This window comes from Aminithiophilus ramosus (assembly GCF_018069705.1).
Taxonomy (GTDB): Bacteria; Synergistota; Synergistia; order Synergistales; family Aminithiophilaceae; genus Aminithiophilus; species Aminithiophilus ramosus.
In genome coordinates this window covers 1,042,016-1,052,994 of the sequence record NZ_CP072943.1, presented here as the reverse complement: position 1 = coordinate 1,052,994, position 10,979 = coordinate 1,042,016, and the positions used below count along the sequence as shown (strand labels likewise).

The following is a 10,979-nucleotide window of genomic DNA, read 5'->3' as shown; positions in this document are numbered from 1 at the left end:
GTTTTCAGGGAGGTGACGCCTGTGGCCTTCAACGCGAACAAACCGGCCGACACCGAATTCATAGCGGACGGACCGGGCGTGGTCAGGGAGAATCAGAGGGCTCTCAAGGAAGACCGGATCGTCGATGCCGGGAAGCTCAGGGGACTTTCTCCCGGCCATTCGTCCGGGCAGATCCCGATATCGGACGGAACGGTCTGCGCGAATCTGAACGCAGACAGACTCGACGGACAGGACGCATCGGCTTTCGCCGGGGCGGGACACGGCCATGCGAATGTCACGACTTCCTCTTCAGGGTTCATGTCCAACGCGGACAAGACCAAGCTCGACGGAATCGCCGCCGGAGCGGAGGTGAACCAGAACGCTTTCGCCAACGTCAAGGTCGGAGGGACCTCTCTGCAGGCAGACGCGAAAGCGGACACGCTCGAGTTGGTGGCCGGAGCCAATATCGTTCTGACGCCGGATGCGACGAACGACAAAGTCACCATAGAAGTTTCCGGGAAAGTGGCCTCGGCCGCTCAGGCCGACGACGCGGCGACGGTAGGGGGTGTCGGTCCGAGCGATTTCCATAAAGTGCTGCTTCAGAATTCTCCGTATGCGATAACGAACGGAACGGGGCCGACAGTGGCTCCCCTTGCTTCTTGCCGCGGCATGAGGGTCGATTTCATTAAGGATTTTCCGATCGGCTCTCCCTATCGTACGGTTTTAACCCTCCGGGGGAATTCCGCAAACGGAGCCGTTCAAATCGCCTTGCCGTACAACTCGACGGATCAGCGTATTTACTTCAGGTACCAGCACTACACTGCCACAGCCTGGTCCGATTGGTTTTCCTTATGGAATTCGGGCAATGGCGGTTCCGGATCCGGCCTGGACGCGGACATGCTCGACGGTCTCCATCTCTCCGACATTCAGACGCTGATCAATGCCAGGGTTCCTTCCGCGGACGTATCGACGTCGTCGGCGGCGGGCAAGATCCCGAAGGCCGGAGCGGACGGGAAACTTGCCGCCGGTTTTCTGCCCGTTCTGGAGGAGACGGCGGCGAATATTTTGTCCAGGCTTCTGGCGGTGGACGGTGCCGGATCCGGTCTCGACGCCGATCTGCTCGACGGCTACCACGCCGACGATTTTCTGAGGAGCACGGGCGTCTCCCTTGGAAACAGCGGGTATCAACGGTTTTCGAGCGGGCTCATCATCCAGTGGGCCCGATGGACGGGCACGGGATCGTTGCAGAGCATCACCTTCCCTCTCGTTTTTCCCGGCTACTGTTACGTCGTCGTTCCCGCGACCATACTGACCGCTCCGGCCTCGGCCGTAGCCGCTCCGGCGGTCGGCTCCATAACGAGGACGGGATTCAAGGTCGTCAGTTACGCCTCGACGCAGGGGGCGGAATTCAACGCCTACATCGCGATCGGAAGATGAGGAGGGAATGGCTTTGCTCGCCCATTACGACGAGAACACGGGGGAAATTTTAGGGTTTTATAGCCGCGACATCCATGGCGACGACATCCCGTTTCCGGCGGTGGAGATCGCTGCGGAGCAATGGCGGGAGTGTCTGGAGAACCCGGGACGGCGCCGGATCAGTCCCGAGGGGGACGTCGTTTCCTGCGAGCTTCCGCCTCTTCCGCTGAACGAGCTCGTTGAGAGGAAGAGGGCGGAGCTCTCCGAGGCCTGGAGTCGTGAAATTACCGAGACAGGCATGCCGACCGGTCTCGGTTTCAATGTGGATTTCGACATCCTGGACCAGCAGATCTGGCTCGAAGGAGTGGCGGTCTTAGGGGCGGATGTGACGGACGTCGAGGTCTGGGACATAGGAAACCGCCCCCATGTCGTTTCCAGGGAGGAATACGTCCGGATCCAGGGAGATCAGAAAGAGTATTACGCCCGGATGCTTCAGAGGAAATGGGCTCTGAGGAAGGAGGTTCTGGCGGCGGAAACGGCCGCGGAGATCGAGGCGATCCAATGGTGAGACGAGGTCCGTAGTCCGCTCGGACGGGGAAACCAGGAAACCGGACGTGAACGAGGCGGCGGGGGAAGCGCCGCAAGGCGCAGAGGAAGCGGGGGGACGGCGCGACGGTTCCCCCGCTTCCCTTTTCGTGTGAGGAGGGAAGCGCACATGTCGAACGTCGATAAGATCAGAACGTCTCTCGAAACGCTGGTGGCCGATGCCAGATACCTCAAAAGTCAGATGGACGAGATTTCGGAGTGGAACAGCCTCGGGAAGATCAAGGCGAACGTCTCGAAGCTGAGGGACCTCGTCGGCAGGATCGTCATCTTCGCCGAATTGGCGACGTCGCAGATCAGAAGCGGCCTGACGGACCTCACGTCCGAGGACAAGCGGACGGCCGTCGTCGGCTATCTCGACAGCCTCCTCGTCTTGCCCTGGTTCCTGGAGCCCTTCGACGGGCCGCTGCTCGGGGCGCTGGTCGAGTATGTCGTGAGGAAGCTCAACGGGGCGCTCGGCCACGATTGGGGGCTGGCCAAAGTGGAGGCCCTCGTCGTCCGGGGACGGGACGTGCTGGACATCGCGGGCCCGCTGCCGTGGGAGAAGAAGGGAGCGAGAGGATGACCTCCCGCTTCGACGAGATCCTCGCCGTCACCCTAGGTTACGAGGGGGGATTTTCCGACGATCCCGACGACAGGGGAGGGGCGACGAACCTGGGCATCACGGAGGGGACGCTGGCCCGAGCCCACAAGGCGGGGGTCGTCGGGCACTGCGACGTGAAACGCCTTACCCGGGCGGAGGCGGCGGCCATCTACAGGCGGTTCTATTGGGACCCCATCGGCGGCGACCGGCTCCCCGCCCCTCTGGACATGGTCCTGTTCGACGCGGCGGTGAACTGCGGGGTGGGGGCGGCGGTGAAGCATCTCCAGGAGGCCCTGAACGCCCTGCTTCCCGGGAACTCGGTTTCCGTGGACGGGGGCTTCGGGGCGAAAACCCTGGCGGCCCTGAAGGCCGTCATCGCCCAGGACGCGGCGATCACCAAGGCGAACCCCGCCCTGGAGCCCCATGCGATCCTGCGGTACCTGACGCTGGACGTGCTGATGAACCGGGTGGAGTTGTACGACGCCATTGCCGACCGGGACCCCAGCCAGCGGAAGTTTCTGCGGGGCTGGATCCACCGCGTCGTCAATCTGGCCGAGGCGGCGGGGATGGAGTGATGTGTGCGTGAACGACGATGTTTGGGAATCGCTGCGGAGACTGCTGGTGATCGTCCTCCCCTCCGCGCTGATCGGCATGTCGGGCTCGGTGGTGAGATACCTGCGGCTTCACCGAGCCGAGCGCTTTTCGTGGGGGGAGTTCCTGAGCGGCATGACCGTGGCCGGATTCGTCGGCGTGGTCGTGGCCTGTTTCTGCCGAGGCTTGGGGTTGTCGCCTTGGACGACGTCGGCGATCGTGGCCATGAGCGGCTACAGCGCCGGCCAGATCCTGGACTACGGCCAGGGGGCGCTGCTGCGTTGGCTCGAGCGGAAGACGAAGTAAGAAAGAGGGGGGCCCTTCGGGGCCCCCCTGGTCTTCTACTCCTTTGTCTGTCTGGCCAGCCAGTCGGCCCACCACTGCATCATGTCCCGGCGCTGAGGCAGGTACTCCGCATGGTTATAGGCGGCGCGGACGGTATTCTTGTCGACATGGGCGAGTTGGCGTTCGATAACGTCGACGGGCCAGCCGTTCTCGTTCAAAAGAGTGCTGGCCATGCCGCGGAACCCGTGGGCAGTCATGTCATCATTCGCGTAGCCCATCGTTCGAAGGGCGACGCGAATGGTATTCTCGCTCATGGGGCGTCCGTCGCGCCGAGCGGAGGGGAAAACCCACTTCCCGCTGGCGGTGTGTCTGTGGACGTCCCTCAGGGTCGCCACGGCCTGTTCCGCCAGGGGGACGATGTGGGGGCGGTCCATTTTCATCTTCTCAGCTGGGATGCGCCACTCTGCCGACTGCCAGTCGATCTCTGTCCACTCGGCCTGACGGATTTCCCCTGGCCGGCAGAAAACGAGGGCAGAGAACCGCAAGGCCAGTCGCGTAAGCAACTGGGGATAGGCCTCGATATTCCGCATGAGCTCGCCGACGCTCTTTGCGTCGACGATAGTGGCATAATGTCGCTTCTTGTGAGGCTGCAGGGCTCCACTGAGGGCGGACGTTGGGTCCGTGTCGATTCGATCGGTGGCGATGCCGTAGCGGAAGATCTGCCCCATGAGTTGCTTGATGCGGTGGGCCGTGTCAGTCAGCCCCTGTTCCTCGATGCGGCGACACAAGGCGAGGATCGTCCCGGATGTGATGTCGCCGAGATTTCTGTGCCCGAACTCCGGCAGGACGTATCGATTCAATCGGATCAGGACCGTTCGAAGGTAGCTGTCGGAGAACTTCGGTTTTGCCCGTTTCTCCAACCACTCTTCGACGACATCGTTGAAAAGCTCGCCCGTCCTGTTCGGCAGCTCACCGGCCGCGATGTCCTTCCTCAGCTCGAAGTTGGCTTCTCTGGCGGCCCGGAGGGACACGCCAGGGTAGGGTCCCAGAGATTTCCTTTTCTCCTTGCCTCCCACCCAGTACCGAACGATCCAGTATTTTCTCCCGCTCGGGCGCACCTCGAGAATGAGCCCCTTCCCATCCGAAAGAGAGTAGGTTTTTTCTTTGGGTTTGGCCTGCTTCGCCATCAACTCCGTCAAGGCCACCGTGCCACCTCCTCGGGCAGTCCGTATAACGATGCCCGTCGCTATACGGTCCATTATACGGGATCGGTCCGGCTTGATGCGGTTTGATGCAACGTGGCTCGACCATATAAAAAGCCACAAACCCCGTATTCATCGGGGTTTGTGGCCTGGCGTGAATCCGCCTGATTTGGTGAGTTGGTGGGCGACACAGGGATCGAACCTGTGACCCCTTCCGTGTGAAGGAAGTGCTCTGCCGCTGAGCTAGTCGCCCGAACAGGAGCCATTATAGGGGACGGCGTCGCCCTTGACAAGGCTCTTCATGCCGCAACTTCGCGCAGAGTCTTTTGGGGGAAGGCTTTTGCACAAAGGCGACGTCCCTCGGGGAAGCGTCAAAGGGCGAGATCGATGTGGAGGCCGCCGAACTTGATGGCCGCCAGGGAGGCGACGCTGACGAGGACCCAAAGGGCGAGGGCCTCCAACAGAGGACGGCCGCCGACGTCGCCGAGGTCCTTCCTCGTCAGGGCCGCTCCGACGAGAAAGAGAGTGGCGACCATGAGCCTTTTGCCCGTCAGGGCCAGGGCTCCCCAGAGGGGCGTCAGACCCGGGGCGAGGCTCCGCGTCAACGAGGCGAGGAGAAAACCCAGCAGAAACCAGGGAAAGGCGGCTCCGCTTCTGCCTCTACAGAGGCGGGAGGCGGCGAAGGAGAGGGGAAGAATCCAGAGGGCACGCGTCAGTTTGACCGTGGTGGCCAGGGCGAAGGCCTCCATGCCGTAGGCCGCTCCGGCTCCGACGACGCTGCTCGTGTCGTGAATGGCAAGGGCGGCCCAGAGGCCGAACTGCTGCTGCGTCAGATGGGCCAGATGTCCCAGCGGGGGGAAGAGGACGAGGGCGACGCCGTTGAGGAGGAAGACGACGGCCATAGCCACGGCGGTGTGGGCTGACGAGGCGCCGATGGCGGGAGCCATGGCGGCGATGGCGCTTCCGCCGCAGATGGCCGTTCCGCCGCTGAGCAGGAAGGAGAGATTCTTCTCCACGGCAAAGAGTTTTCCCAGAAGGATTCCCGCCAGAAGGGTGGCGCTGATGCTGACGAGGGTGAGTCCCAAGGAGGAGAAACCCACGTGAAGGACCGTCCCGAGGGGGAGGCCGAAGCCCAGGAAGATGACGGAAAGCTGGAGGAGGTTTTTGCCCAATTTGGATGTGGCCTTCCCCGGAGCGTTGCCTGCCGTCAGGCCCAGGGCGGCCCCGAGGCCGAGTCCCAGGGCGGGTGAGGCGGTGAGGAGGGCCGTCGCGGCGGCTGCCGTCGGGCGGAAGAGAGGGTGGTTCAGGATCTTCTTCATGATCTTCCCCTTTCGAGTCCCCGTAGGGTCTTCGGGACAGACTATAGGGCGCACCCTTCGTTGAGTCCAATCAATGGATATGATACGATTCATCGACTATGTCGATGAATCGTTCCGTGACCCTGCGCCAGATCGAAGTCTTCGTCCACGTCGCCCGAGGAGGTAATCTGACGGCGGCCGCCGTCCGGCTGGGTCTTTCCCAATCGGCGGCCAGCATGTCCCTCGGCGAGCTGGAACGCCTTCTCGGAGGGCCGCTCTTCCACCGCGTCGGCCGCGGTCTGTGCCTCAACGACCGGGGCCGTTCCCTTCTGCCTTCGGCCGAGGCCGTTCTTCTTGCCTTCCGTGACTTTTCCGACAGGGCGGGAGGGGAGGGCGGCCTCTCGGGCGACCTCGTCGTCGCCTGCAGCACGACGATCGCCAACTACCTGTTCCCGTCTTGCATGAAGGCCTTCCTGGAGGCACACCGGGGGCTCTCTCTTTCTCTTGATGTCGGCAACACGGAGGAGATCGCCGAAGAGGTTCGCAAAGGAGAGGCGGATCTGGGACTGGTCGAAGGCGACTGCGCCGATCAGGGACTCGTGACGGAGAAGTGGCTTCGCGATGAGCTCCTTCTCTGTGCCTCGCCTCGTCACCCTCTCGTGACTGCCAGATCCGTGCCCCTCTCCCGTCTTGCCGGGGAGACCTGGATCTTTCGGGAAGAGGGGGCGGGGACGCTTAGCACGCTCCTGAAGGCCTTCGCAGAAGAGGATTTTTTCCCGGACCGGATCCTCCACATCGGCCATACGGAAGCGATCAAGCGGGCTGTCGAAGCGGGGCTGGGCGTCAGTTGTCTTTCCCGCTTCGCCCTCTCGAGGGAGCTCCGTTCGGGAGATCTGGCCCTGATCGATACGCCTTTCCGTCCCCACCGCTGGTTTTGCCTCATCCATCGCCGAGGGCCCCGGAGCGCCGCCCTCACTCTTCTCGTCGATTGGCTTCTGGATCGGCGTTCTCTTCTCACCTGACCTGAAGGGGGCCGGCCGGAAGAGGGCGATCCTTTTTCGTCAAATAGTGTCCCTTTTTTGACCTGAGGGGCATTTCCTCTCTTGCGGAATCGTAGTAAAATGCTAAATAATAAGGAGGTCACCGATGCGTAACGGAGTGAGAAGCTTGTTGGCCTCTCTCGACCCCGGACTTTGGGCCGAGATCGGTTTTGAGCCCTGGGAGTGGCAGGGTATGGTCGGCGTCCATCGCCACATGATCTTCAGAAAAGGAGGCTTTCTCGGCGAGGTGGCCCGCTATTTCGCCGAGGACTATCTCGTCTGGAGTCACAGGGGAAAAACAGACGAAGATTGCCTTCTCTCCCGATGGCCTTCCGCTCCGGACGTCATCTCTCACCGCTTCCTTCTTCTCGACGAGGTCACCGTCCCTCGGCGGTCGCGGGCTTTCCTCTTCGGCCTTCGAGGGTGGGTCGATGTACAGCGTTACCGACCGGGCGAAAAGCCTCACCGTAAGTTTCGCGATCTCGCACGGTTCGTCGATGAGGTTGCTCTATGTGTCCGCCGTCGCCGGGCCGAGGAAGGGGAAGGTGATCCCCTTTCTCGAAGCTGAATCCAGGACATTGGAAGGCACGTCAATCTCGATAACGGAGGTGTTATCCCGATGTTGATGTCTTTGTTCCTGATCGCCGTCGTCCTCTTCTCCGTCGCCTACGTCGTCTACGGCAGATTCCAGAACCGCGTCTACGAGCTGGACGCCAAGGCCAAGACGCCGGCCGAGCTCTACTTCGACGGCATGGATTATGTTCCCGCCCACCCGGAGGTCCTTCTGGGTCACCACTTCGCCTCCATCGCCGGGGCCGGTCCCATCGTGGGTCCCATCACGGCGGCGGCCCTTTTCGGCTGGCTCCCGGCCTATCTCTGGTGCCTCGTCGGATCCATCTTCTTCGGCGGCGTCCACGACATGGGGTCCATCGTCGCCTCCATCCGCCACAAGGGCTATTCCATCGGAGAGGTCGTCGACCGCTGGATCGGCCACAGGGGGAAGACGATCTTCCTCTGCTTCTCCTGGCTGACCCTCGTCCTCGTCATCGCCGTCTTCCTCGAACTGTCGGCCCAGAGCTTCGCCGCCGATCCCGCCGTGGCCTTTTCGGCGACGCTCTACATCGCCATGGCCCTCGTCTTCGGCGTCCTCATCTACCGCATGAACGTCTCCCTCTGGGTGAGCAGCGCCGTCATGGTTCCCATCGTCATCGGCGCCATCTTCTATGCCTCCGGAACCGGGTGGATCCGCGATTTCTTCACCCTCGACGTCAACACCTGGCGACTCCTGCTCGTGGGCTACATCTTCGCCGCCTCCATCCTCCCCGTCTGGCTCCTCCTCCAGCCCCGCGACTACCTTGCCTCCTACATGCTCTATTTCTCCGTCTTCATCGGGACGATCGGCATGCTCTTCGGCAGCCGTTACGAGGTGACCCTTCCCGCCTTCAAGGGACTGACGACGGCCAACGGCCAGTTCATCTGGCCCATGCTCTTCGTCGTCGTCGCCTGCGGTGCCATCTCGGGCTTCCATTCCCTCGTCGGCAGCGGAACGACGGCCAAGCAGCTCCGCCGCGAGACCGACGCCCGGCCCATCGGCTACGGCGGCATGCTTCTCGAAGGACTGGTGGCCGTCATCGCCATCGGTACGGTGATGATTTCGGGCTCCATCGCCAAGGGCGGCCCCACCATCACCTACGCCGAGGGGTTGGGCCAGTTCGCCGGTCTCATCGGCATCAGCCCCGCCATCGGAACGTCCATGGGCCTTCTGGCCCTCAACTCCTTCCTCCTCACCACGCTCGACACGGCGACGCGCCTGGCCCGCTACCAGCTCCAGGAGCTGACGGGGATGAAGCTCGACCGCTACACGGCCACGATCGTCGGCGTCGCCCTGGCCATGGTCCTCCTGTTCTACAAGACGGGAGGCAAGCCGGCCTGGGCCCTCATCTGGCCCGTCTTCGGCGCGGCGAATCAGCTTGTCGCGGCCCTGGCTCTTCTGGCCATCGGCGTCTGGATCACGAAAGGTCTCAAGAAGGATGCCAAGTTCGTCATGATCCCCATGGTCTTCATGCTCGTCACGACGGTCGCGGCCCTCTTCCTTCTCATCAAGGCCAACCTGAACAACCCTCTGCTTTCGGGGATGGCCGTCGTTCTTCTTGTCCTGGCCTTCATGCTCGTCAAAGAGGCTTGGAGCGCCTTGAAATCGGATGACCTGACGGCGGCCAAGCCCAGGTAAGGCCTGTTACTGTCACGAAGGGCAAGGGAGCTCAGGGCTCCCTTGCCCTTTTTCCATGACGTCCGTTTTCTCGGGAGCTAAAATGGAGGTGGCTTTTCCCCGCCGGAGAGAGGATTTCTCCTCATAATTGGAAGGGAATCTTGGAAGGGAATCATCGAAAGGGGATTTTCTTGTGAGCGATGCCGTTTGCGTGAGAAGGCGCGTCGAAGGCGCCGTCGGTTTCGTGACCCTCAACCGTCCCGAGGCCATGAATACCTTCAACAGGGCCTTGGCTCTCGAGCTCGACGAAGCGCTGGAGGCCATGGAGCGCTCCTCCGACGTCCGTGTCGTCGTCGTCGAGGGGGCGGGGAAGCACTTCTCGACGGGGATCGACCTGAAGGAATTTTTGGCCCAGGAACGCCGGGAGATGCGTCCCTTCCTGGCCCTGATGGATCGCCACAACTACCGTCTGGCCTCCATGACCAAGCCCGTCATCGCCTCCATTCAGGGCTATGCCCTGGCCAACGGCGCCGGGCTGGCTCTGGCCTGTGATTTTATCGTCGCCTCCGATGACGCCGTGCTGGGAACGACGGCCGTCAACGTAGGGCTCATCTGTCTTGAGCCAGGCTATCAGCTGGCCCGGTGGATCGGCCCCAAGCGGGCCCTTCATTATGTCCTCTCCGGCGACTTCCTTCCCGTCGCCGAGGCGGAGAGGATGGGAATCGTCTGTCGCGCCGTTCCTCGCGAGGAGCTCGCCGCGGCCACCCTCGAACTGGCGCGGAGATTGGCCGCGAAAAGCCCTCTCTCCCTGGCTGCGGGCAAGAGAGGTATGCACCGCATCGAGGCCCTCATGCTGGAACGGGCCATCGACGTGGCCGGAGAGCAGTTCACCGCTTTGGCCGTCACGGAAGACGCCCGAGAGGGCGTCGAAGCCTTCTTGGCCCGACGCCCCCCCTCGTGGAAGGGGTGCTGAGGTCTCCGTTTTCGGCGAGGTCCCCTTCAGGAACCCGACTTTGCCTGCCAGAGGAGCCTGTTCTCCTTGAATTGGACATTTAATTTGCCCTCGTCCTTCAGCCAGGAGAGATAGGAGCGGACCGTGCTTCCTACAAGGACATACTGCTCGAAGGTCATTGTCAACTGATAGGCAGCGAAAATTTTTTGCAGGATGTCCTCGAAACAGAGAGGTTGCCGACATATCTCCAGGATTTTTTCCGATATTTCCATTATTTTTTTGTAGTTTAGTTCCGCTAGAGGCCTGATGTCACGGGTGACTTCCGCGTGAGCTGGAACAAAAATTTCAGCTTGAATGGTTTTTATCATGGAAAGCGTTTCTAGATATTTACTGACATCGTAAATAAAGGAAATTTGATATTTTTCGAGTATCATTTCGCTGTTAACGCTGTCTGCAAGGAATACGACGTCGTCTGGTGTACGAATTCCTACCATATGAAAGAAATGGCCGGGAAGAGGAATGACGTGCAAGTCCTTGGGAAAATTTTCGCTAGTCAGATCAATGACGTTGCTTTCAGCAGCTAGAAGAAACTTGTGCCGTAGATCCTTACACGGGTACCCCCCATATAAAAAGGACGGTTCTAAGATCGGAAACTTGGAGAAGGCGACTTCTATCCCGCTGGAGAATATCGTGCAGCCTGTGTGCTGCTGGAGGTAGTTGTTGCCTCCGATGTGATCGGCGTTGGAGTGGGTGTTGATGATGCATCCCAACTTCCAGTCGTTGCTTTCCAGTATTTTGAGTATTTTTTTGCCGGCCTCTTA

At 61.4% G+C, this 10,979-nt stretch carries 12 protein-coding genes and 1 tRNA gene; 9 read left to right on the top strand and 4 right to left on the bottom strand.

The genetic code is table 11. The features are described 5' to 3' along the window. Positions 1–21 precede the first annotated feature (21 nt). From KAR29_RS04755 to KAR29_RS04735, 5 genes are all read left to right on the top strand, one after another. A complete protein-coding gene (locus tag KAR29_RS04755; protein WP_274374482.1) occupies positions 22–1,416 on the top strand; it encodes a pyocin knob domain-containing protein in 1,395 nt (464 codons plus the stop codon). 7 nt (positions 1,417–1,423) lie between these two features. Next, positions 1,424–1,963 (top strand): hypothetical protein, encoded by a 540-nt coding sequence (locus KAR29_RS04750; RefSeq protein ID WP_274374481.1) that lies wholly within the window; start codon positions 1,424–1,426, stop codon positions 1,961–1,963. 147 nt (positions 1,964–2,110) lie between these two features. Next, on the top strand, positions 2,111–2,563 hold the full coding sequence (locus KAR29_RS04745) for a hypothetical protein (protein ID WP_274374480.1): 453 nt from the start codon (positions 2,111–2,113) through the stop codon (positions 2,561–2,563). Next, positions 2,560–3,156 carry a glycoside hydrolase family 108 protein gene (locus tag KAR29_RS04740; RefSeq protein WP_274374479.1) on the top strand — a complete coding sequence of 199 codons (597 nt, stop codon included), beginning with the start codon at positions 2,560–2,562 and terminating at the stop codon, positions 3,154–3,156. Before KAR29_RS04745 ends, KAR29_RS04740 begins: the two co-directional genes overlap by 4 nt. 7 nt (positions 3,157–3,163) lie before the next feature. Then, complete coding sequence (locus KAR29_RS04735) at positions 3,164–3,478, top strand: phage holin family protein (protein ID WP_274374478.1); 315 nt, start codon at positions 3,164–3,166, stop codon at positions 3,476–3,478. 35 nt (positions 3,479–3,513) lie between these two features. On the opposite strand, the gene KAR29_RS04730 is transcribed toward KAR29_RS04735, so the two are convergent. From KAR29_RS04730 to KAR29_RS04720, 3 genes are all read right to left on the bottom strand, one after another. Beyond that, positions 3,514–4,662: a tyrosine-type recombinase/integrase gene (locus tag KAR29_RS04730; protein ID WP_274374477.1), complete on the bottom strand. Its 1,149-nt coding sequence runs from the start codon at positions 4,660–4,662 to the stop codon at positions 3,514–3,516. A gap of 175 nt (positions 4,663–4,837) precedes the next feature. Then, positions 4,838–4,912 (bottom strand) — tRNA-Val (locus KAR29_RS04725). Between the two features lie 118 nt (positions 4,913–5,030). Then, the gene (locus KAR29_RS04720; protein ID WP_274374476.1) at positions 5,031–5,978 is read right to left on the bottom strand and encodes a YeiH family protein; all 948 of its coding nucleotides are present in this window, start codon (positions 5,976–5,978) and stop codon (positions 5,031–5,033) included. Between the two features lie 104 nt (positions 5,979–6,082). On the opposite strand from KAR29_RS04720, the gene KAR29_RS04715 reads away from it, so the two are divergent. The 4 genes from KAR29_RS04715 to KAR29_RS04700 all read left to right on the top strand — a co-directional run bounded on the left by KAR29_RS04715 (position 6,083) and on the right by KAR29_RS04700 (position 10,179). Beyond that, the gene (locus KAR29_RS04715; protein ID WP_274374475.1) at positions 6,083–6,979 is read left to right on the top strand and encodes a LysR substrate-binding domain-containing protein; all 897 of its coding nucleotides are present in this window, start codon (positions 6,083–6,085) and stop codon (positions 6,977–6,979) included. Between the two features lie 124 nt (positions 6,980–7,103). After that, positions 7,104–7,565, top strand: coding sequence for a hypothetical protein (locus tag KAR29_RS04710; RefSeq protein ID WP_274374474.1), 462 nt, complete (start codon positions 7,104–7,106; stop codon positions 7,563–7,565). A 51-nt stretch (positions 7,566–7,616) separates the two neighbouring features. Continuing rightward, on the top strand, positions 7,617–9,227 hold the full coding sequence (locus KAR29_RS04705) for a carbon starvation CstA family protein (protein ID WP_274374473.1): 1,611 nt from the start codon (positions 7,617–7,619) through the stop codon (positions 9,225–9,227). Between the two features lie 172 nt (positions 9,228–9,399). Beyond that, on the top strand, positions 9,400–10,179 hold the full coding sequence (locus KAR29_RS04700; RefSeq protein ID WP_274374472.1) for an enoyl-CoA hydratase/isomerase family protein: 780 nt from the start codon (positions 9,400–9,402) through the stop codon (positions 10,177–10,179). A 26-nt stretch (positions 10,180–10,205) separates the two neighbouring features. Here the strand turns inward: KAR29_RS04700 and KAR29_RS04695 are convergent, their stop codons facing one another. Then, a complete protein-coding gene (locus tag KAR29_RS04695; protein ID WP_274374912.1) occupies positions 10,206–10,949 on the bottom strand; it encodes an MBL fold metallo-hydrolase in 744 nt (247 codons plus the stop codon). Positions 10,950–10,979: the final 30 nt, after the last annotated feature.

Bases quoted from the DNA above. Each gene is read 5' to 3' on its own strand.
- KAR29_RS04750 (WP_274374481.1), top strand. From the start codon at position 1,424: ATGGCTTTGCTCGCCCATTACGACGAGAACACGGGGGAAATTTTAGGG.
- KAR29_RS04745 (WP_274374480.1), top strand. From the start codon at position 2,111: ATGTCGAACGTCGATAAGATCAGAACGTCTCTCGAAACGCTGGTGGCC.
- KAR29_RS04740 (WP_274374479.1), top strand. From the start codon at position 2,560: ATGACCTCCCGCTTCGACGAGATCCTCGCCGTCACCCTAGGTTACGAG.
- KAR29_RS04720 (WP_274374476.1), bottom strand. From the start codon at position 5,978: ATGAAGAAGATCCTGAACCACCCTCTCTTCCGCCCGACGGCAGCCGCC.
- KAR29_RS04715 (WP_274374475.1), top strand. From the start codon at position 6,083: ATGAATCGTTCCGTGACCCTGCGCCAGATCGAAGTCTTCGTCCACGTC.
- KAR29_RS04710 (WP_274374474.1), top strand. From the start codon at position 7,104: ATGCGTAACGGAGTGAGAAGCTTGTTGGCCTCTCTCGACCCCGGACTT.
- KAR29_RS04705 (WP_274374473.1), top strand. From the start codon at position 7,617: ATGTTGATGTCTTTGTTCCTGATCGCCGTCGTCCTCTTCTCCGTCGCC.